The organism is Nonomuraea helvata (genome assembly GCF_039535785.1).
Lineage (GTDB): Bacteria > Actinomycetota > Actinomycetes > Streptosporangiales > Streptosporangiaceae > Nonomuraea > Nonomuraea helvata.
The window spans coordinates 1,614,428-1,634,579 of record NZ_BAAAXV010000009.1; the positions used below are offsets into that span (position 1 = coordinate 1,614,428).

Here is a 20,152-nt window from a genome sequence, read left to right on the forward strand (position 1 = left end):
GTTCGCGCACGTAGCCGAATCTGCTCGCCCTCGTCCGCCACATCTTCTTCGATCAGCGGCGATAACCCCGAAAACACCGTACGCACAAGATCGTCCACACCGAGTACAACTTAGCGTGACGTTACGGCACCTTCCGTCACCACCGAATCTGCGACAGAGCCACTGACTCCTGGACACATCTGTGGCACCTGATCGCGGTCACCGCCCGCGTGGACCGGATATCCGTGATCCGGATTGCTCAATGTCCTGTGTGGGTGGGGATGGTGAGGTTCACCTGACTCTCGGTACCGGGTTTGACGATCACGAATTGCCCCATCATGCCGGAGTCCTCGTGGCGGAGGATGTGGCAGTGGTACATGTACGGTGAGGCAGCGTCGGTGAAGCTGCCGAACTGGACCGCGAGCCGTACGACGCTCTTGGACGGCACGTAGACGGTGTCCTTGTAGCCGACGGCGTAGGCGGGCGGCGCGGAGCCGTCGATCTCCAGCACCTGGAAGGCGACCTCGTGAATGTGGAAGTTGTGGGAGTAGACATTGTTCTCAATCTCCCAGATTTCGGTGGCGCCGGCGGGCACGACCTCGTCGATGCGCGCCATGTTCATCTCCTTGCCGTTGATGGCGTCGTGACCGCTGAGCTTGAAGCGCCGTACCTTGGCGCCGGCGGGTGCGGTGATGGGAGTCAGAGGGACCAGGCGGGCGGGGATGTCAGGGGTCGGCTTGAGCTCGTCGGCGGCGATGAGCTTCAGCAGGTCGAAGTCGCCCTTGCCGATGTCGACGCCGTTGTCGGTGGTGCGCAGTACCACCTGCTCGCGTGGCGCGAAGGCCACGATGATCTCCGCGCGCTCGCCGGGGGTGAGTGAGAACGCCTCAACCTCGACCGGGGTACTGAGCAGGCCGCCGTCGTTGGCGACGACGTGGAAGCGGCGCTTGTCGGCGAAAGCCAGGGTGTACATCCGGGCGTTGGACCCGTTGAGCACGCGGAAACGTACGCGCTCGGTGGTGACGGTCAGGTGAGGGTTGAAGGTACCGTTGACGAGGATGTGGTCGCCCAGGATGCCGAAGGTGCCCTTGAGCGGGTCGCCGTCGAAGGAGCCGTCGGCGGCGAACTTCTTGTCCTGCAGGATCAGCGGGAAGTCGTTGACACCGTAGTCGGCGGGCAGATCGAGATCGAGGTCGTCGTCGAGGATGAACATTCCGGCCAGGCCGCGGTAGACGTGCTGAGCAGTGGTGCCGTGGGGATGTGGGTGATACCACGAGGTGGCAGCAGGCTGGTCGATCGTCCAGTGCGGCGTCCAGACAGTGCCTGGCTCGATGGGCTGGTGCGGGCCGCCGTCCATTCGGGCCGGCAGGCGCATACCGTGCCAGTGCACGGTGCTGACCTCGGGTAGCTGATTGCGTACGGCCATCTGGACCTTGTCGCCGCGGCTGGCGCGCAGTGTCGGACCGAGGAAGGTTCCGTTGAAGCCCCAGGTGGGTGTCTGTTTGCCGGCCAGGATCTGCGTCTGGCCCGCCTGCATGGACAGTTCGAAGCGCCGTACGCCGTCCTTGCCCGGCTTGGGGTGAAGCAGCGGGGGCACCCGCAGGGGATTGCCGAAATCGAGTGCGGCCGCCTGAGACGGCGAACTGGCGTCGGAATCGGAGCTACAGGCCGCTGCCAGGCTGGACAGGGCTGCGACTGTGAGGAACTTACGTCGATGCACGGTAAATCTTAGCGATCTATCCCCGTTCGCTATGAATCGGCGGGTTTGGCAACGGCCGACGCGGGCCACTGTCTTACGGTCCAACCGCAGCCGAGCCGCCGCCGCCACGTTCCCGCCACCCTCGGCACAGGCCAGCACGATCCGGGCCCTCATCCGCCAGCCCTTGAGCGGTCGAGCGACGTCTGGCCCAGCCCGTCAGTGTCCGCCGCTCTTCCTCGGATAACACCACCGGCTCGAGTCTGCTGACCAGTGCGGAGAAGGTCGCTACAGCCTCACCCGTGAGCCTGGCGCACCGCGTGAGTAGGGGCTGGTCAAGCGACGGTTCCCCTGGCGGCGCGCGCAGTTCCTCGCGCAGATCCCGAGTGGAGCAGCTAGGACGCGAGCGGGCAGCGACCACTCTGTGCGCGGAATATGCAGGCCTTCACCTGAACGGACGGAGCGGGGATCCGCTCGCGTGCTGGGGCTGGATCAGCGTGGTCTGGTGAGGTCCCGGACTGATTCCAGGCAATCGCCCGCGGGGTTTGTCGACTTGTTCAAGGACGCGGCGTCGTCGGACTTTGCGCCCATGCGATGAGCGGCTCAGCCCCGCTGGCCGGGACGGTCCACGATCATCGATGCCAGTAGGGCCGTGCTCAACACCGCTCCCTTGCGGGCGATGGGTTCCGTCACGCCAGGCTGCATCTCATCCTGTAGCCAGACTTTCCGGCTGCCCAGGTAGCGGTAGGTGGCAGGATCCAGAATCTCGTATTTGCGGTAGGGCCGTGCATCGCCGGGTTGCTCCCGCCAGACGCCCAGCCCGCTGCGGCCGGCGGCGTCGCTTACACCCTGCTCGATCTGGACGCCTGGGATGAGCGCGAGAGCACGGAACATGGCAGCCTCCAGTCGCGGTGGCATCGAGCCGTACTCGCTCAGGTAGAGCATGATCACGTTATACGCCCGAACGTCGTCGGACACGACGGCCTTGGGCACCCCCTCCTCACGGGCTCCCTCGATCCAGTGGCGGTCACCCGTGACCTCGGCCAGCAGCTTCCTCGGGTCGGTCGGCAGTGTGCGGAGCTTGGCGTCGTACTGCTGCGGCGACAGGTCGTCGTCGCCCGGATCCAGGGGATTACCCTCGGAGCCGACGTGCAGTCTTCCGTCCTCACCGAAGTCGGCGGCCTGCATGCCGTCATAGCGCATCCAGTGCTCACTGGTCTCGATCGTGTCCGAGTTCGGCTGCTTGTCCAGGGTCTTGGTGTAACGCCACTGCGTCGGCAGCGGCACCGGGGCGCTCTCGCGCCTGCTCGCCACCTCGGCGGCGCGGGCCAGCACCACACCGGAGTCAAGTTGGACGACCGAGGGGGTAGCCGCCAGCCCTTGAGTGGGAGATTGCGGCCGAAAAGTCGCCACGGCGATCGCGGCGGCGGCCCCCAACGCCCCGACCACGAGCAGACGACGCCCCAATGTCCGCCTGCGCCCCCGCATCCGCATCAGCAGCCGCCGCCGCTCCGGGATGATCCACTTCTCGCCGGGCTCGGGCACCTCGGTGCGCCACTCGCGCACCCATCGCAGCTCATCCATCCGAAGGCTCCTTTCGCATCATCGCGGGGTCGGATTCGCCGAGCGCCTGGCGTGTCCTGGCCCGGGCCCGGTTCAGGCGGGATCTGACGGTGCCGACCGGAATGTCCAGCGCGCGGGCCACGTCTTCATACGACATGTCGGCCCAGGCTACGAGTAACAACACCTCCCGGTCCCGGGGTGACAGCTCCATCAGAGCCGCCGCCAGTCCGGCCTGCTGCGCGGCCACCCGGTCGTCGACGCGTTCGACGTACGGCTCGACGATCTCGTCGATGCCGCTGCGGACCAGCGCCCGGTAGAACCGGACCTCCACCCGCCGATGCCGGCTGACGAGCCGGGCGGCGATGCCGTACAGCCAAGGCCGCGCGTCAGAATGGCTCAGGTCGTAGCGGCCGCGACGCCGGAAGGCGGCCAAAAACGCGTCGGAGACGATGTCGTCGGCCAGGGAAGGACCCAGCCGCCGGGCAACATAGCGCCGCAACGCGGGTGCGTGCCTGTTGAACAGGTCAGCGAAGGCCTCCGGATCGCTCTCCGAGCGCCGTATCAGCTCGGCGTCATCGGCCCTGCCGGATTCGTCGGCGATCACATGCTGCTCCCGTCCCTACGTATCGATTCGCCAGCTTTCGCCCGGACGACCGATACGAGTTCACGTTATGAGGCGTGATCTGTGTCACTTCACAGGCCATCCAGCATCCGAGGCCGAAGCCCGGCTGGTCGTTCCTCGCAAGGCCAGATGCGGTTTGGTGGTCAGGCCGCCGTGTGAACACCCCTGCCCGTGATCGGCCGGCTCCTCGCTACACCGGCCACCCGGCCGCTCGGCCTGGAGATCCCCCTTTCCGCGCACCTGCGGCGTGCTGATGCGCTCGGGCGATGGTGGAGTCCACGCTGACGTCCCAGGTGATGCGCCCGGCCGTATCTGCCAACGCCTGCAAGGCCGTCAGGATCCGGGCCGGAGTCGCGGTTTCTCTTGGAGGTGCGGATGTTCTTCAACAAAAAGCACCCCATCCCCGTCTGTGCGATGACAGACCAGGGAGAGGGCGGAGACGACAGGTGGAAGACGACTCCCGTTTCACGGAGCTCGTCGCCGAGCGGGCCTGACGCGGCCGTGGGCGAAGCTCTTCCAGCGGCAGGGCGCCCCGGTCCGCCCCAACCCGGCACCCTGTATTGGATCAAGGCCCAGCCAGTATGGATACAGCAATCGTGGGATCTGCGGCGGGGGATCTGCGGCGGTGCCGAGGTGGGAACCGGGCCGTCAGGCGCGTGTCGAGGTTGGGGACCGGTCGCTGAACGTGCGGCGGTAGTGTGCCGGCGCCACGCCCACAGCGCGGGTGAAGTGGTGGCGTAGGTTGGCCTCGGTGCCCAGGCCGGTGAGACCGGCGATGCGGCTGAGCGGCTCCCCCGTCGACTCCAGCAGCTCGCGCGCCCGCCGCACCCGCTGGGCCAGCAGCCACCGCAGCGGGGAGGTGCCCGTCGCCGCGTGGAAGCGGCGAATCAGCGTGCGCGGCGTGACGTGCTGGCGGCGGGCCAAGTCGGCGATGGTGAGGGGTTGGTCGAGGTGCTCCACCGCCCACTGGAGCAGCGGCGCCAGGCTTTCGTCCACCCGCTCGGCCAGCGGTGTCTCTACATACTGGGCCTGCCCGCCGGACCGGTGCGGGGGAACGACCAGCCGCCGGGCGAGCAGATTGGCAAACCCGGCGCCCAAGTCGCGGCGCACCAGGTGCAGACACAGGTCCAAACCGGCGGCGGTGCCCGCGCTGGTCAACACGTCGCCGTCGTCCACGTACAGGACGCCGGGATCGACGTCCACCTCGGGGAAGCGCCGCGCGAGCAGGTCGGCGTACAACCAGTGGACGGTCGCACGGCGCCCGTTGAGCAGGCCCGCGGCGGCCAGCACGAACGCGCCCGAGCAGAGCGAAACGACCCGCGCCCCGGCCTCGTGGGCCGCCCGCACGGCCGCCACTAGGCCGGGCGGCTGGGCATCGTGAACGTCAGCGCACGCGGGAACGATCACGGTGTGCGCCGTGGCCAGCTCCTCCAGGCCGTGCACGGTGCCGGCTACGAAGCCCGCCCCGATCGTGGTGCGGCCAGGTTCGGCCGCGCACACCGTGAAGTCGTAGGGCCACGGGTCGGCCAGGTCGAGACGGGCCCGGCCGAAGACCTCGCACGGAATGGCAACCTCAAAGATCGGCACGTCGTCGGTGAGAGCCAGGGCGACGCTTCGCACAGTCATGTCAATATCTTAGCTAATGGCGTCATTCTTGCCGCTGGTGGCGACCCGTCAGCCCCGGCAGGGTTGACGGCATGCCGGAAAACTTCAACGGGCGGCGCTGGCTGGTCCTAGCGGTAGTGTCGGCCGCCCAGTTCCTCACCGTGCTGGACCTGTGGGTGGCCAACATCGCCCTCCCGACGTTGCGACGCGACTTCGCCCCCGCGACGCTGGCGGACGTCTCGTGGATCCTGGACGTCTACGCCATCGTCGTCGCGGCCCTGCTCATCCCCGCCGGGCGAGTGGCCGACTCCGCCGGACGGCGCACCTGCTTCCTGGCCGGTCTCGTCGTATTCGGTGCGGCGTCACTCGGCTGCGCACTGGCGCCCACGCTGCCCGTGCTGATCGCCGGACGGATGGCGCAGGCCGTGGGCGCCGCCGTGCTGATGCCGACCTCGCTCGGACTGGCGCTGTCGGCCTTCCCCGAACGGGAGCGGGGCACCGCGGTCGGGGTGTGGGCGGCCGTCGGGGCGGCGGCGGCCGGTGCCGGGCCCGTACTCGGCGGGCTGCTCGTTGAGTGGAACTGGCGCTGGATCTTCCTCATCAACGTGCCCCTGGTCGCCGTCACCGTGGCGGCGGGGCCGTCGATCCTGCCACGGGACGGCGCCAGGCGATCCGGGCGGCGTGTCGGGGCCGTAGGAGCGCTTCTGGTGTTCGGGGCCGTCGGGCTGGTGTGCACGGCGCTGACCGAGCTGCCCGCCTGGCCACCGGTGCGTACGGAGGGGGTGCTGGCGGCCGGGCTGATCCTGGCGGCCGGGTTCGCGGTGCACGTCGCGCGCTCGGCGAATCCCGTGGTTTCGCCCCAGTTGTTCACCTCCCGCGCGTTCCGAGCCGGGGTGGCCGGGCTGGTCGCGTACTACGTCGGCTTCGCCGCACTCCTTCTCGGTACCACGCTGCTGCTGACCGGGCCATGGCGCGTCCCGGCCGTCGCGGCCGCGGCCGGCATCGCGCCGGGGCCTGTGGCCGCCGGCCTGCTCGCCCCCTTCTCGGGCCGGGTGGCCGCCCGCTTCGGGCGGCGCGGCACTATCCTGGCCGGTGCGGCGCTCTTCGCCGCGGCGGCCCTCTGGCTCCTGGCCGGCGTGGGCCCGGTGCCCGCCTACCTGTCCGTGGTGCTGCCGGCCATGGTGCTCTGGGGCCTGGCAAACGGACTCATTCAGCCGTCGTTGTTCGCCGCGGCCGACACCGCGCCGCCCGCCGAGCTGGCGTCGGGGTCCGCGTTGTTGTCGATGGCCCGCCAGCTCGGCTCGGCTCTGGGGGTGGCGATCCTGGTGGCCGCGCTGGGTACCGGCCCGAGTGCGGATCCGACGGCCTTCGACCGGGCCTGGCTCGTGGTCCTCGCCGCCGCGGTTTTGACCGCCGCCGCCGCGCTCGGCGCGGAGCGGCGCGCGGAATTGGAGGTACGCACTCCCGCCGAGCGCGGCCCGGTCGCCTCTGGCAGGCGGGCCCGGCCGTAGACGCGATGGCTCCGGCGAGCGCGGCCCTGCCGACCCGGGTCGGTTACGCCCGTTGCAGCACGGCCCAGCAGGAACTGGACAGTCGCCGCGGACCTCCTGGCGATCGTCGAGGAGCTGCGCCGTCACGACATTGAACTGGAGTTGCTGACCGGGCCGTTGCAGGGCGTCTACAACCCGTCGGGGCACGGGGCAGCGCTGTTCGCCTTCGCCCGCAAGCTGGTCATCCCCACCGGCAAGAACAAGGGCTGGCACCCGTCCGTGGCCAGCGTCTGGCGCGGCGCCGCTCTTCCTGCCGCCTCTGCCCTCGCTCGTCGGCTCCCTGGGCCGCGACGGTGGACCGCGTCTCACGGCCGAGGCAACCGCCATCTTCCTGGACATCACCCTGCGCGGCAGGCGGGCGGACCTCGCCACCCGTCTGTCGGGCTACGGCGTCCTCACCGTCCACCGGGGCGATAACCGGTGAGCCGCTGCGCGGTCCCCTGATCGCTCACGGGTGCAGGCCGGCCGCCAGGCGTGGTCGCAGCGGGGTCAGCCAGTGCCGGTAGCGCGCGTCGCGGCCGTGCACGGCCTCGGTGTAGGCGGCGGCCAGCGCGCTCGTCACCGGGCCCGGCGGGGCCAGGTCGCGCCCGTCGACCGATCGCACCGGCACCACTCCTGCGGCGGTGCCGCACAGGAACACCTCGTCGGCGCCGTAGAGGTCGGAGCGCATCACGTCGCGCCTGGTCACCGGCATTCCCAGGTCGGCGGCCAGGTGCTCGACGGTGTCCTGCGTAATGCCCTCCAGCGCCCCGGCGCTCGCCTGCGGCGTGCCGATCCGGCCCGCGCGCACCACGAACAGGTTGGCGGCGGTGCACTCGCTGACCTGCCCGGCCGCGTTGAGCAGCACCGCCTCGTCGTAGCCGGCCTCGACCGCCTCAGCCTTGGCCAGCACCGAGTTGAGGTAGGGGCCCGTCGCCTTGGCGGCCGTGGGCACGGCCGCCTGGTCGTTGCGCCGCCACGAGCTGGTCATCAGCCGTACGCTGGAGGCCGGCGTCTCCCACTCCCACGTCGCGATCGACACCACGACCGGGTTGGCACGCGCCGCCAGCCCCAGTTCGCCGTAGCCGCGGTGCACCAGGTGGCGGATGTAGCAGGCGCGGTGACCGTTGGCGGCGACGGTCTCCAGGGTAGCCTCGGCCAGCTCGTCCACGCCGTACGGCACCCGCATCCCGAGAATCCGGGCGCTGCGATGGAGGCGTTCGAGGTGCTCGCGCAGCCGGAACACGGCCGGGCCCTCACCGGTGTCGAACGCCCGTGTCCCCTCCAGCACGCCGGTGCCGTAGTGCAGGGCGTGCGAGAGCACGTGCACCCTGGCCTCGCCCCACGGGACCAGCGTCCCGTCCATCCAAATGTGGCCTGTCTGCAAAGGACATCACCCTCCTCAAGTGGCTCAGCACGCTATGCCATTGAATGGTCTAGTGGCAAGCTAGTATGGGCCGCATGGAACTGCTCGTCCCGCTGCTCCGCGACCGGCTCCGGTTGCACCAGGGTTCGCCCAGCCGCCGCCTCGCGGGAGCCGTGGCCGACCTCGCCCAGACCGGCGCCCTCACCCCGGGCGACCGGCTGCCGTCGGAGCGGGAGCTGGCCCAGGCCCTCGGCATGAGCCGGGGCACCGTGGCGGCCGCGTTCAACGCGCTGTGCGAGGAAGGGCTCTGCGAGCGCCGCCACGGCAGCGGCACCTACGTCACGCCCACCCGGTCCATGGCCGGCCTGATCACCGGCGCCGTCCTGCCCGCCGACCTGTCGACCTCCGTGGTGCCCGACCCCTCCCACCTGGCGATGCCGCCGCTCGACCCGGCCACGCTGCTGCGCAGCCCGAGCGGCCACGGCTACGACGCCATGGGCGACCCGCGGCTGCGCGCCCTGCTGGGCTCCGGCGACGCCGCGGCCGCCGCCGGGTCCGTGCTGATCACCGGCGGAGCGCAGCAGAGCATCGACCTGGCCGCGCGCACGCTGCTGCGAGCGGGGGAGCAAGTGCTCGTCGGCGATCCCACGTATGTCGGAGCGCTCGCCGCGTTCCGCCGGGCCGGAGCCCACGCCGTGCCCGTGGACCTCGCCGATCCCGGCGCCGTCGAGGCCGCCTTCGCCCGCCACCGCCCGGCCGCCGTCTACGTGGTCGGCGTCGACAACCCCACCGGCGCTCTATCGGTGCTGCGGCACGTCGCCGAGCTGGCCGCGGCCGCCGGAGTGCCGCTGGTCGAGGACCGCACCCTGGCGCCCCTCGTCTACGACGGAGCCTCGCCGCCCGAGCCGCTGTCCCGGCTGCATCCGCGCGGCACGGTGACGGTCGGTTCGCTGTCCAAGGTGCTGTGGGGCGGGCTGCGGGTCGGCTGGCTGACGGCACCCGAGGCGCTACTGGCCCGGATCACCGAGGTCAAGCTCGACTCCGATCTGGCCACCAGCGCCGTGGCGCAACGGCTGGCCGCCGAACTGCTGGAGCACAATCCTGCCGGGCCGTGGGTGACCGAGCTGGCGCGCCGCCGCGACCGCTTCGTCGCCGCCCTGGCCGACCGGCTGCCCGAGTGGTCCTGGGCCCGCCCGTGCGGGGGGCTGTCGGTGTGGGTGCGGCTGCCCGGAGCCGACGGCGACCGGTTCGCGGCGCTGGCCCGCGAGGAGGGCGTGGCGGTCGCGCCCGGCTCGCTGTTCTCACCGGACTGCCGGCACCGCGACCACCTGCGCCTCAGCTTCGCCCCACCACCTGCGGTGGCCGACCAGGCCGTGGCGGCGCTGGCGCGCGCCTGGGCGCGGCTGCGTTGACCTTGACGCGACGGCAAGGAAGGAGAGACCGGGGAGGGCTGGGGAAGTCGGGCGGGGAGCTTTCTACCTGCGCAAGCGTCTTAATCCATCGCGAGCCGTCGTTGCAGGTCTGAGTCCGGTGGCTCCCTCACCTGGCTCCCATGTGGAAGATCGTCGAAGTTCACCGCCAGTACGTCGAATCCCTGCGCCGATCGAGCTGACCGGCGTCGTCGGGTGCTCGCCCGACAAGGCCGCCGCCCGCCTGCAACGTGATCCTCGGCGCATACGTGCCCAGCAAGGCACGACGACGCCCCACCAAACCGCTGGCCACTTGGGCACCCTGATCCAGCAGGCACATCAACCTAAAATGTGAGCTAAATCATGCAGGGCAGCCGAAGGTGACCTGCATGCGGACGCATTTACCGTCCTCCATGCGGAGCGCAGCCGCACCGACCAATCCGTAACAAAGAAGTAGCCCCGGCTCTTGCCAACCGGGGCTAGTTTCGTCAGTGTGGGTCTGCCGATTTCATCGGTGACCCTGAGTGGGCGAGGAGGGATTTGAACCCTCACGTCCTTTCGGACACACGGACCTGAACCGTGCGCGTCTGCCGTTCCGCCACCCGCCCTTGTGGGTGCGGAAAGAACACTAGCACGGAACAGCCAGTGGTACTGAACCCGGATACGATCGCATAAGACACGGGAGCGGAGGAGCTGGGCGCGACAGCCGACGAGCGCCAGGGACGCCGTGACGTGGGAACGAGCGGAAACCGGGCGCCGACGCGTCTGGGGGCCGCGATCATATGCACGGAGGAAGGGAGGTACCCGGTGGGAGTCCTTCAGCGCTTCGAGCGAAGGCTCGAAGGCTTGGTTGAGGGGGCCTTTGCGCGGGCGTTCAAATCTGACCTTCAGCCGGTCGAGGTCGCCAGCGCGGTTCAGCGGGAGATGGATGAGCGTGCGGCGATCGTCGCTCAAGGTCGCACGCTCGTACCCAACGACTTCGTGGTTGAGCTGTCCACGACCGACAGCGAGCGGCTTGAGGTCTACGCCGACAGCATCAGCCACGAGCTGGCCAACCTCGCCAGGGAGTACGCCAAGGAGCAGGGCTACTCCTTTGTGGGACCGGTCCGGGTCCGCTTCGAGACCGCCGGCGACCTGGCTGTGGGGCTGTTCCGCATCAGGTCGGGCGTCATCCGCGGCGCGACGGTCGAGCAGGACGAGATTCGCCAGCCGGCGAGCGACCTGCCTCCGTCGAGGCCGAACGCGTTCAACGGGCGGCCGAGGCTGCTCGTCTCCACCCAGGACGACCCGCAGGGCGACCGTTCCTACGAGCTCACCACTCCGGTGACCTTGCTCGGCAGGGGCACCGACTGCGATCTTCGTCTGGTCGATCCGGGCGTCTCGCGACACCATGCGGAGTTGCGGGTAGAGGGCCAGACGGTGGCCCTCGTCGACCTCGGGTCCACCAACGGCACTTTCGTCAACGGCCAGCCGGTACGCAGGATCGAGCTCCAGAACGGCACGCGAGTGACGTTGGGGCGCACGACCCTGGTGTTCCGGCGCGATTAGGGGTAGACAAACGGTCCATGTCCGAGCTCACGCTGCTGCTGATCCGGCTCGCTTTCCTGGCGGTGCTGTGGTTCTTCGTCATTGCCGCAGTCGGCGTGATCCGGACTGACTTGTTCGGTTCACGCACGGCTCCCGCGGGCCCACGTAACGTGAAACCCGCCAAACCCGTGGCGAAGCCCAAGAGCAAAAAGGGCGAGCCACGCCAGCTCATCGTTACGGGTGGCCCGCTGCAAGGCACCACCATTAACCTCACGGAGACGCCCATCACCATTGGCCGGGCCAATGACGCCACGCTGGTAGTCACGGACGACTACGCTTCCAGCCGGCACGCCCGGCTCTTCCCCCAGGACGGTCAGTGGATCGTGGAAGATCTCGGTTCGACCAACGGCACGTATCTCGACCGCTCGAAAGTCACCCGTCCGACCCCGGTGCCGCTCGGTGTTCCGATCCGCGTCGGCAAGACAGTCATTGAATTGCGCAAATGACCATCGCACTCCGCTACGCCGCCCGCTCGGACGTCGGCCTCCTCCGCGAAGGGAACGAGGACTCGGCGTACGCTAGCGGCCGCCTGCTCGCCGTCGCAGACGGCATGGGCGGGCACGCACACGGCGAGGTGGCGAGCTCAGTCGCCATCGCCGCCATGGCCTCTCTGGAAGAGGCCCAACAGGGGGGTGACCTGCTCAACACCATCGAGGCAGCGGTACGCGACGCCAACCGCAGGCTGCACGAGATGGTGGGGCGGGATCCCAGCCTCAAAGGCATGGGCACGACTCTCACAGCCATGCTCTGGCACGGCACCCAGGTCGCCCTGGTGCATGTGGGCGACTCGCGCGCCTACCTGCTCCGGCGCGGGGAGCTGTACCAGATCACCCATGACCACACGCTGGTGCAGCAGCTCGTCGACGACGGGCGCATCACGCCGGAAGAGGCGGCCACCCATCCGCAGCGCTCGATCCTGCTGCGCGCGCTCGACGGCAGCGGTGAGGTCGATCCCGACCTCACACTCCGCGAGGCGCAGGTGGGCGACCGCTACCTGCTCTGTTCCGACGGCCTGTCGGGCGTGGTGAGCGCGGAGACGCTGCACGCCACGCTCACCAACATCGACGACCCCGAAGAGGTCGTGCGCCAGCTCATCGACCTGGCCAACCGGGGTGGCGGGCCCGACAACATCACCTGCGTGCTGGCCGACGTGCTGGAGCTCACCGACGGGCAGCAGGTGCCCACGGAGGCCGCCATGGTCGGGGCCGCGGGCATGACCCGGCTGCACGGCAGTCCGCAGGAGACCCAGCCGGGGCGAGCCGGCGCGGTGACCGCACCCCAGCCGGTGTTCACCGACGACGACTTCGACGAGCCGGTCGCCGAGGCGCCCCGGCGCAAGCGTCGTCGTCTGTGGCCCGTGCTGGTCACCGTGCTCGGCGTAGGCGTGGTCGCCGTCAGTGTCGGCGGCTACTTCGGATACCAGTGGACCCAGGACCAGTTCTTCGTCGGCGCTAGGGGCGACGAGGTGGTCGTTTTTCAAGGGGTCAAGAGGGAGCTGGGGCCGTTCCAGCTCTTCCAGGTCTCCAAGGCCACGGGACGGCAGCTCTCCCAGCTGTCCGAGGCCGACCAGGCACTGATCAGGAGCGGCATTCCGGTCACCGACGTCGACGAAGGCATGACGAGGATCAATGCTTTGAAGTTCTCCGCAGACCAGAAGAGCGCGGACCAGAAGAGCAGCGACACCCCCTCCACGACCGCCAGCTCGTCGCCCACGCCATCCGCGAGCGCGACCAAGACGAAGCAACGGTAAATGAGCGAAGTCGCAGCCTCCTCCGTCCCGATGCCGGCCAAGCGCCGCCTGGCCCAGCTCGTCATGCTGGCCATCGCGGTGCTGATCATCATGGGCGCCTACGCCAACGTGGGCCTGGCGATGACCGGCAAGGTTCCCACGGGCATGCTGACGTACGGGCTGGGCCTGGGCGGGCTGATGCTGGCCGCCTACCTCGTGCTGGCCAAGTTCGCCCCTTGGGCGGATCCCCTGATCCTGCCGCTGGTGACGTTGGTCAACGGGCTCGGCTTGGTGATGATCTACCGGCTGGAGAACTCCGGCTCGAAAATGCAGGCAGGCGCCTCCACCAACACCCAGATCATCATGACTGCCGCGGGCGTCGTGCTTTTCGCCGTGACATTGCTGGTGCTGCGTGACCATCGCGCGCTGCAGCGGCTGACCTACACGGCGGGGCTGGTCGGCGTGGTCCTGCTCATCTCTCCGATGGTGCCCGGGCTGGGCAAGGAGATCAACGGCGCGCGCATCTGGATCGGGTTCGGCGCCGCCTCCATCCAGCCGGCCGAGTTCGCCAAGATCGCGCTGGTCATCTTCTTCGCCGGTTACCTGGTGGCCAAGCGAGACGTGCTGGCGCTGGCCGGGCGGCGGCTGCTCTTCATCGACCTGCCCAGGGCCCGCGACCTCGGCCCGGTGCTCATCACCTGGGCCGTCGCCATCGGCGTGCTCGTCCTGCAGAAAGACCTGGGCTCTTCGCTGCTGCTGTTCGGCGCCTTCGTGGTCATGCTTTACGTCGCCACGCAGCGCACCTCGTGGGTGCTGATCGGCATCCTGCTGTTCGTGGGCGGCGCGTACCTGGCCGGGCAGATCTTCAGCCACGTGGGTGACCGGTTCGACGTCTGGCTCGACCCCGGCAACCAGGCGTACTACGACCGCACTTACGGCGGCAGTTTCCAACTCATGCAGGGCCTGTTCGGGCTGGGCGCGGGCGGTATCCTCGGCACCGGTCTGGGCCAGGGCCACCCCGAGCTGATCCCACTGGCGTTCTCGGACTTCATCTTCAGCGCGACGGGTGAGGAGCTCGGTCTGACCGGGCTGATGGCGTTGCTGATGATCTACGCGTTGATCGTGGAGCGTGGCCTGCGCACGTCGCTCTCGGCCCGCGATCCGTTCTCCAAGCTCCTGGCGGCCGGCCTGTCGTTCATCCTGGCCTGGCAGGTCTTCATCATCGTCGGCGGTGTGACGAACCTCATCCCCCTGACCGGCCTGGTCACCCCGTTCATGTCCCAGGGTGGCTCGGCATTGCTGGCTAACTGGATCCTTATCGCGCTATTGGTACGCATGTCGGACACGGCACGGCGGCCCCCGCCCCAGGCGATCCAGAACGAAGGACTGACGCAGGTGTTCCAGCGATGAACGGCACTCTGAAGCGCATCGCCGTGGCCTGTCTGGCCATGTTCGCGCTCCTGATGATCAACGTGAACTATCTGCAGGCCGTCAAGGCTGAGGACTTCCGCACGGACGCTCGTAACACCCGCAACTTCTACGAGCGCTACGCCATCGAGCGCGGCCGCATCACCGCGGGCGGCAAGGTGCTCGCGCAGTCCGTCGAGACCAAGAGCGACGAGTTCCGGTTCATCAGGGAGTACCCGGAGGCCAAGCTCTACGCGCACGTCACCGGCTTCTTCTCGCCCGAGAGCGAGAGCGCGATCGAGAAGTCCGAGAACCAGCTGCTCGACGGCTCCAGCGCCGACCTGCTGCTGCGGCGGAGCATCGACCTGTTCACCGGCGAGCCGACCAAGGGCGCCAACGTCGATCTCACGATCAACCCCAAGGCCCAGAAGGCGGCCTACGACGCGCTGCGCCAGAGCGGCAAGCGCGGCGCCCTCGTCGCGCTCGACCCGAAGACCGGCGGCATCCTGGCGATGGTCTCGCTGCCGACCTACGACCCCACCGAGCTCTCCGGCACCAGCAAGAGCAAGGTCTTCCCGCGCTACGACGAGCTGGCCAAGGACAAGAGCCAGCCGCTGCTCAACCGCACGATCGACCAGACGTACCCGCCGGGCTCGACGTTCAAGGTGGTGACCGCGGCGGCCTACCTCGAGGACGACTCCTCGCGCGGCCCGCAGACGACCGTGGACGCGCCGCAGCGGCTGCCCCTGCCCAACACGAGCATCAGCCTGCCCAACTACGGCGGCGCGGCCTGCGGCTCGGGCTCGGTCACGCTGACGTTCGCGCTGGAGAAGTCCTGCAACACGCCGTTCGGCAAGATCGGCATGGAGCTGGGCTTCGACAAGATGAAGGAGCAGACCGAGAAGTTCGGCATGGGCACGCCGCTCGCCGTGCCGATGTCGGTGGCCCAGAGCGACTTCGGGAAAGATTACGACAAGGCGGCCCTGGCGATGGCCTCCATCGGCCAGAACAGCAACCGGATGACGCCGCTGCAGATGGCCATGATCGCCGCAGGCATCGCCAATGACGGCAAGGTGATGAAGCCGTACCTGGTCAACAAGATCACCGACGCCAAGGGCGACACGGTCGACCAGGCCAAGCCGGAAGAGCTGTCGGAGGCCGTCAGCTCCGAGACGGCGGGCAAGCTGCGTGAGATGATGGTGAGCGTCGTTCAGAACGGCACCGCCAACCTGGCGCAGATCCCAGGCGTCCAAGTAGCGGGCAAGACGGGCACCGCGGAGACTGCCGACAAGCAGCCGCCGCACGCCTGGTTCATCTCCTTCGCGCCTGCCGAGGACCCGAAGGTGGCCCTCGCGGTCATCGTCGAGTCCGGTGCGGCCAACGTCGGCGCGGAGGCGACCGGCGGCCACACCGCCGCGCCGATCGCAAAGGCCGTGCTGGAGGCGGTGCTGAACAAATGAGTGACGGTAACCTGCTGGGTCATGCGGCTCCGTAACCGCTACCTCCTGCTCTCCCGCATCGCCACAGGCGGTATGGGAGAGGTCTGGCGTGCCCGCGACGAGCTGCTCGGGCGCGAGGTGGCGGTGAAGATCCTGCGTAGCCACATCTACGCGGACCCCACGTTCCGCGAGCGGTTCAGGAACGAGGCGCGTCTCACCGCGGCCCTGGCCGACCCGGGAGTGGCGCAGATCTTCGACTACGGCGAGCAGAGCGATCTGGCCTATCTCGTGATGGAGCTGGTGCACGGCGAGCCGCTGTCGGCCATCCTGGCCCGCAACGGCGCCATCGGGCCCGAGGTGACGCTCGACGTGGTCCACCAGACGGCCAAGGCGCTGCACGTGGCGCACTCCGCCGGGATCATCCATCGCGACATCAAGCCGGGCAACCTGCTGGTCACCTCCGAAGGCGCCATCAAGGTCACGGACTTCGGCATCGCCAGGGCACTGGAGGCCGCGCCGGTCACGCAGACGGGCACCGTACTGGGCACGGCCCAGTACGTCAGCCCCGAGCAGGCCCAGGGGTTCCCGCTCACGCCCGCGACCGACCTCTACTCGCTGGGCGTGGTGGCCTACGAGTGCCTGGCCGGGCGCACGCCGTTCCAGGGCGAAAGCCAGGTGGCGATCGCGCTGCAGCACCTCAACGAGCTGCCGCCGCCGCTCGGCGTGGACGTGCCCGCGCCGGTGCGCGAGCTGGTGATGGCGCTGCTGGCCAAGGACCCCGCGCGGCGTCCCGCCACCGCGATGGAGGCGGCCGACCGGGCGTACGTGCTGCGGGAGTCGCTGGCCGGCGCCGCGCCGGTCGCCGACCTCAGCATGCTCACCGACCCGGGCGGCTTCCGCGTACGCGAGGCGGCGCCGGAGGACGAGCAGGAGACCGACCACCTCGACCAGGCCACCGCGCTGCAGGAGCCGGCCGGGGGAAGGCGTCACAAGAGGGCGTTCGCCCTGGTGGCCGCCGCCGGCTGCGCGGCCGCGGTGGGACTCACCGCGATCACGCTCGCGAGCAGCCCGCCGGCGGAGACGGCGACGCCGGAGGTGGCCGAGCCGAGCAGGTCGGCCGTACGGACGTCGGAGCAGCCGTCGCCCACACCGAAGAAGAAACGCACCAGACGGCCCCCTGTGGTTCCGGTGAAGTCGCCGAGGCCTATACCCTCGCGGTCAGCTACGGTAAGCAAGTCAGCAACTCCCACCAAGAAGCCGACACCGAAACCGACGCCGACCACGCGAACCCCGACACCCACGCCCACCCCGACGCCCACCACGACACAGAAAACTCCGACACCCACCGCCTCGCCGGACCCGGGTGCTACAAACCCGTCCAAAGAGGAGACGTGATGCGCTATGGGGTCGATGATGGACACCGGCGGCCCCCGAGCAGGCCGGTACCCAAGATGAACGGTAAGGGACAGTGCAGGAAATGACTCAGCCTCGGCTACTCGGAGGTCGCTACGAGCTCGACGGTGTCGTCGGGCGCGGCGGCATGGCCGAGGTGTATCGTGCCCGAGACATCCGGCTGGACCGCATAGTCGCGATCAAGACGCTCCGGGCCGACCTGGCACGTGACCACACCTTCCAGGCCCGGTTCCGCCGCGAGGCCCAGTCCGCGGCGTCGCTGAACCACCCGGCCGTGGTCGCGGTCTACGACACCGGCGAGGACGTCACCGATGGTGCGCCCGTGCCGTACATCGTGATGGAGTACGTCGACGGCCGGACGCTGCGCGACCTGCTGCGCCAGGACAAGCGGCTGATGCCGGAGCGCGCGGTCGAGCTGGTCGACGGCATCCTGCGGGCGCTCGACTACAGCCACCGTGGCGGCATCGTCCACCGCGACATCAAGCCGGCCAACGTGATGATCACACGGGCGGGCGACGTCAAGGTGATGGACTTCGGCATCGCGCGCGCGATGGCCGACTCGGCGGCCACGATGACGCAGACGGCGCAGGTGATCGGCACGGCTCAGTACCTGTCGCCCGAGCAGGCGCGGGGCGAGCGGGTCGACGCGCGCAGCGACATCTATTCGACCGGCTGCGTGCTCTACGAGCTGCTGACGGGGCAGCCGCCGTTCACCGGCGACTCCCCTGTCGCGATCGCCTACCAGCACGTACGCGAGGAGCCGATCCCGCCGTCGCAGATCGACCGCGACATCCCCCAGTGGGCCGACGCGATCGTGCTCAAGGCCATGGCCAAGGACCCGGCCCACCGCTACCAGAGCGCGGGCGAGATGCGGGCCGACATCCAGCGGGCGATGTCCGGGATGCCGACCGACGCCCAGACGATGGCGATGACCGCCAACCACAACGTCCAGGGCACGCGGATGATGACCGCGACCCAGGCGGCGCAGGGCCCGGCCACGCAGCGCACCACCGCGGTCCCCCCGTACGAGTACGGCGATGGCGACGGCGGCGGCGGACGCGGCGGGCGGCGCCGGGCGAGCGGCGGCGGCGGCAACAACGCCGTCAAGACCGCGCTGTGGATCATCGTCCCGCTGCTGATCATCGGCGCTTTCATCACGGTCGGCTACCTGGTGTTCGCCTCGAAGGACACGCCGTCCGACACCCAGATCGCGATCCCGTCCCTGGTCAGCCAGGAGAAGGACTACGCGGAGAAACAGCTCAAGGATCTCGGGTTCAGTGTCCAGGTCGTCCAGGAGAACAGCGACGACATCGACAAGGGCAGCGTGATCAGAACGGACCCGCCCGAGGGCACCAAGGTCGACAAGAACTCCAGCGTCAAGCTTGTCGTGTCGAAGGGCCCGGCCAAGGTCACGGTGCCCGACGGCCTCATCGGCCTCTCACAGGCGGACGCCATGAAGATGCTGGAGGACGCCAAGCTACGCGGCACGGTCAAGACCAAGAACTCCTCCAAGAAGCAGGGCACGGTCATCGAGACCGACCCCAAGGCCGGCGAGGAGATCGAGAAGGGCGGCACGGTCACCCTCTACGTGCCCAAGGAGCTCGGCGAGGTGCCCAGCGTGATCGGGCTCACCGTCGAGGACGCGACGAAGCAGCTCAGGGCCGCCGGCTTCAAGCCCAAGGTCGTGGAGCAGCCGAACGAGCAGCCCAAGGGCACGGTCATCCAGCAGAACCCGGGTGAAGGCGCCAAGTACACGCCGGGCACGACGGTGACGATCGTGGTCTCCACCGGTCCCGAGCTGAACTCGGAGCAGCCGCCCACCGAGGAGCAGCCGACGGAGCTGCCCTCGGATCAGCAGACGGAGCCCCCGTCCGATGACGGGCAGCAGGACGACAACCCGATCGGTGACGACCCCCTCGGAGGCTGAGCCAGGCATCGGAAAGGGCCGCCCGGGAAACCGGGCGGCCCTTTCCGTCTTTCCCAGGCGGGCTTCTCGCCGCCGGCGCACACAAAACGCCCCCGCCGCTCGGGGGCAACGGCGGGGACGCTCATCTGGTAGTCGCTCGGCGGAAGACGTTCGTTACACGATTCGGCGCAGCCAATTCTGGAGCAGCCGGTGGCCGTGCTCCGACAGCACGGACTCGGGGTGGAACTGGATGCCCTCGATGGGCGCCTCGCGGTGGCGCAGGCCCATGATGACGCCGTCCTCGGTGCGGGCGGTCACCTCGAGCACCTGGGGGACGGTCTCGGGCAGCACGGCGAGCGAGTGGTAGCGGGTCATCCGCACGGGCGAGGGCAGCGTCTCGAACACGCCCTTGCCGTCGTGGGCGACGGCGCTGGTCATGCCGTGGACGAGCTCGGGTGCGCGGGACACGGTGGCGCCGTACGCGACGGCGATGGCCTGGTGGCCGAGGCATACGCCGAGCAGCGGCAGGCCGCTCCCGGCCGCGTGGTGGACCAGGGGCACGCTCACACCGGCCGCCTCGGGGGTGCCGGGGCCGGGGCTGATGAGGACGCCGTCGAAGCCGTCGGCGTCGCTCACGCGTACGTCGTCGCGCGGGCGCACGTCGCAGTCGGCGCCCAGCTCGCGCAGGTACTGCACGATGGTGTGGACGAAGCTGTCGTGGTTGTCCACGACCAGCACGCGGCTCATTTCCTTACGTTCACCTCGTCAAGCGTCACCATGGGCTCGAGTAGCGGGAAGACGACATCCCACAGTACGGCCACCGTGACAGCGACCAGCACGGCGGCCGTCAGCACCTTGACCCACGTGGTGCCGGGCAGCTTGCGCCAGAGCCAGGCGTACAT

16 protein-coding genes, 1 tRNA gene and 1 pseudogene are annotated in these 20,152 nt (G+C 69.2%); 9 read left to right on the forward strand and 9 right to left on the reverse strand.

Translation table 11 applies throughout. From position 1 onward, the window contains the following. Positions 1 to 238: 238 nt before the first annotated feature. The 5 genes and pseudogenes from ABD830_RS40600 to ABD830_RS40620 all read right to left on the reverse strand — a co-directional run bounded on the left by ABD830_RS40600 (position 239) and on the right by ABD830_RS40620 (position 5,486). Positions 239 to 1,576 (reverse strand): multicopper oxidase family protein, encoded by a 1,338-nt coding sequence (locus ABD830_RS40600; protein WP_344999412.1) that lies wholly within the window; start codon positions 1,574 to 1,576, stop codon positions 239 to 241. A gap of 702 nt (positions 1,577 to 2,278) precedes the next feature. Continuing rightward, a complete protein-coding gene (locus ABD830_RS40605; protein ID WP_344999414.1) occupies positions 2,279 to 3,259 on the reverse strand; it encodes a CU044_5270 family protein in 981 nt (326 codons plus the stop codon). Next, positions 3,252 to 3,842 carry an RNA polymerase sigma factor gene (locus tag ABD830_RS40610; RefSeq protein WP_344999416.1) on the reverse strand — a complete coding sequence of 197 codons (591 nt, stop codon included), beginning with the start codon at positions 3,840 to 3,842 and terminating at the stop codon, positions 3,252 to 3,254. Before ABD830_RS40610 ends, ABD830_RS40605 begins: the two co-directional genes overlap by 8 nt. Before the next feature lie 132 nt (positions 3,843 to 3,974). Then, positions 3,975 to 4,140 (reverse strand): annotated as a pseudogene (locus ABD830_RS40615) (IS5-like element ISMra2 family transposase); the annotation flags it as partial. A 368-nt stretch (positions 4,141 to 4,508) separates the two neighbouring features. Further along, positions 4,509 to 5,486 carry a helix-turn-helix domain-containing protein gene (locus ABD830_RS40620; RefSeq protein WP_344999418.1) on the reverse strand — a complete coding sequence of 326 codons (978 nt, stop codon included), beginning with the start codon at positions 5,484 to 5,486 and terminating at the stop codon, positions 4,509 to 4,511. A 71-nt stretch (positions 5,487 to 5,557) separates the two neighbouring features. Between ABD830_RS40620 and ABD830_RS40625 the strand changes: the two genes are divergently transcribed. Continuing rightward, the gene (locus ABD830_RS40625) at positions 5,558 to 6,976 is read left to right on the forward strand and encodes an MFS transporter (RefSeq protein WP_344999420.1); all 1,419 of its coding nucleotides are present in this window, start codon (positions 5,558 to 5,560) and stop codon (positions 6,974 to 6,976) included. A 487-nt stretch (positions 6,977 to 7,463) separates the two neighbouring features. On the opposite strand, the gene ABD830_RS40630 is transcribed toward ABD830_RS40625, so the two are convergent. After that, entirely contained in the window at positions 7,464 to 8,381 is a 918-nt protein-coding gene (locus ABD830_RS40630; RefSeq protein ID WP_344999422.1) for a branched-chain amino acid transaminase, read from the reverse strand. Between the two features lie 74 nt (positions 8,382 to 8,455). Between ABD830_RS40630 and ABD830_RS40635 the strand changes: the two genes are divergently transcribed. Further along, on the forward strand, positions 8,456 to 9,772 hold the full coding sequence (locus tag ABD830_RS40635; RefSeq protein ID WP_344999424.1) for an aminotransferase-like domain-containing protein: 1,317 nt from the start codon (positions 8,456 to 8,458) through the stop codon (positions 9,770 to 9,772). A gap of 522 nt (positions 9,773 to 10,294) precedes the next feature. On the opposite strand, the gene ABD830_RS40640 is transcribed toward ABD830_RS40635, so the two are convergent. After that, positions 10,295 to 10,377: transfer RNA gene (locus tag ABD830_RS40640), tRNA-Leu, on the reverse strand. 199 nt (positions 10,378 to 10,576) lie between these two features. On the opposite strand from ABD830_RS40640, the gene ABD830_RS40645 reads away from it, so the two are divergent. From ABD830_RS40645 to pknB, 7 genes are all read left to right on the forward strand, one after another. Next, complete coding sequence (locus ABD830_RS40645) at positions 10,577 to 11,317, forward strand: FHA domain-containing protein (protein ID WP_091081864.1); 741 nt, start codon at positions 10,577 to 10,579, stop codon at positions 11,315 to 11,317. A 17-nt stretch (positions 11,318 to 11,334) separates the two neighbouring features. Beyond that, positions 11,335 to 11,802, forward strand: a complete 468-nt coding sequence (locus ABD830_RS40650; protein ID WP_344999426.1) for an FHA domain-containing protein FhaB/FipA — start codon at positions 11,335 to 11,337, stop codon at positions 11,800 to 11,802. Beyond that, positions 11,799 to 13,106, forward strand: coding sequence for a Stp1/IreP family PP2C-type Ser/Thr phosphatase (locus tag ABD830_RS40655; RefSeq protein ID WP_344999428.1), 1,308 nt, complete (start codon positions 11,799 to 11,801; stop codon positions 13,104 to 13,106). Before ABD830_RS40650 ends, ABD830_RS40655 begins: the two co-directional genes overlap by 4 nt. Continuing rightward, positions 13,107 to 14,495 (forward strand): FtsW/RodA/SpoVE family cell cycle protein, encoded by a 1,389-nt coding sequence (locus ABD830_RS40660; protein WP_344999430.1) that lies wholly within the window; start codon positions 13,107 to 13,109, stop codon positions 14,493 to 14,495. Next, positions 14,492 to 15,952 carry a peptidoglycan D,D-transpeptidase FtsI family protein gene (locus ABD830_RS40665; RefSeq protein ID WP_344999432.1) on the forward strand — a complete coding sequence of 487 codons (1,461 nt, stop codon included), beginning with the start codon at positions 14,492 to 14,494 and terminating at the stop codon, positions 15,950 to 15,952. Before ABD830_RS40660 ends, ABD830_RS40665 begins: the two co-directional genes overlap by 4 nt. A gap of 21 nt (positions 15,953 to 15,973) precedes the next feature. Further along, positions 15,974 to 17,326, forward strand: coding sequence for a serine/threonine-protein kinase (locus tag ABD830_RS40670; RefSeq protein WP_344999434.1), 1,353 nt, complete (start codon positions 15,974 to 15,976; stop codon positions 17,324 to 17,326). 82 nt (positions 17,327 to 17,408) lie between these two features. Then, positions 17,409 to 19,271, forward strand: coding sequence for a Stk1 family PASTA domain-containing Ser/Thr kinase (pknB, locus tag ABD830_RS40675; protein ID WP_344999436.1), 1,863 nt, complete (start codon positions 17,409 to 17,411; stop codon positions 19,269 to 19,271). Positions 19,272 to 19,424: 153 nt separating this feature from the next. Here the strand turns inward: pknB and ABD830_RS40680 are convergent, their stop codons facing one another. Together ABD830_RS40680 and ABD830_RS40685 are read right to left on the reverse strand one after the other, a co-directional pair. Further along, positions 19,425 to 19,997, reverse strand: a complete 573-nt coding sequence (locus ABD830_RS40680) for an anthranilate synthase component II (protein ID WP_344999438.1) — start codon at positions 19,995 to 19,997, stop codon at positions 19,425 to 19,427. Further along, a complete protein-coding gene (locus tag ABD830_RS40685; RefSeq protein WP_344999440.1) occupies positions 19,994 to 20,152 on the reverse strand; it encodes a hypothetical protein in 159 nt (52 codons plus the stop codon). The genes ABD830_RS40680 and ABD830_RS40685 overlap by 4 nt, the downstream gene beginning before the upstream one ends.

Excerpts from the sequence above, each read along its gene's own strand:
- ABD830_RS40605 (WP_344999414.1), bottom strand. The coding sequence starts at position 3,259 with ATGGATGAGCTGCGATGGGTGCGCGAGTGGCGCACCGAGGTGCCCGAG.
- ABD830_RS40620 (WP_344999418.1), bottom strand. The coding sequence starts at position 5,486 with ATGACTGTGCGAAGCGTCGCCCTGGCTCTCACCGACGACGTGCCGATC.
- ABD830_RS40625 (WP_344999420.1), top strand. The coding sequence starts at position 5,558 with ATGCCGGAAAACTTCAACGGGCGGCGCTGGCTGGTCCTAGCGGTAGTG.
- ABD830_RS40635 (WP_344999424.1), top strand. The coding sequence starts at position 8,456 with ATGGAACTGCTCGTCCCGCTGCTCCGCGACCGGCTCCGGTTGCACCAG.
- ABD830_RS40650 (WP_344999426.1), top strand. The coding sequence starts at position 11,335 with ATGTCCGAGCTCACGCTGCTGCTGATCCGGCTCGCTTTCCTGGCGGTG.
- ABD830_RS40655 (WP_344999428.1), top strand. The coding sequence starts at position 11,799 with ATGACCATCGCACTCCGCTACGCCGCCCGCTCGGACGTCGGCCTCCTC.
- ABD830_RS40660 (WP_344999430.1), top strand. The coding sequence starts at position 13,107 with ATGAGCGAAGTCGCAGCCTCCTCCGTCCCGATGCCGGCCAAGCGCCGC.
- ABD830_RS40665 (WP_344999432.1), top strand. The coding sequence starts at position 14,492 with ATGAACGGCACTCTGAAGCGCATCGCCGTGGCCTGTCTGGCCATGTTC.
- ABD830_RS40670 (WP_344999434.1), top strand. The coding sequence starts at position 15,974 with ATGCGGCTCCGTAACCGCTACCTCCTGCTCTCCCGCATCGCCACAGGC.
- pknB (WP_344999436.1), top strand. The coding sequence starts at position 17,409 with ATGACTCAGCCTCGGCTACTCGGAGGTCGCTACGAGCTCGACGGTGTC.
- ABD830_RS40680 (WP_344999438.1), bottom strand. The coding sequence starts at position 19,997 with ATGAGCCGCGTGCTGGTCGTGGACAACCACGACAGCTTCGTCCACACC.
- ABD830_RS40685 (WP_344999440.1), bottom strand. The coding sequence starts at position 20,152 with ATGTACGCCTGGCTCTGGCGCAAGCTGCCCGGCACCACGTGGGTCAAG.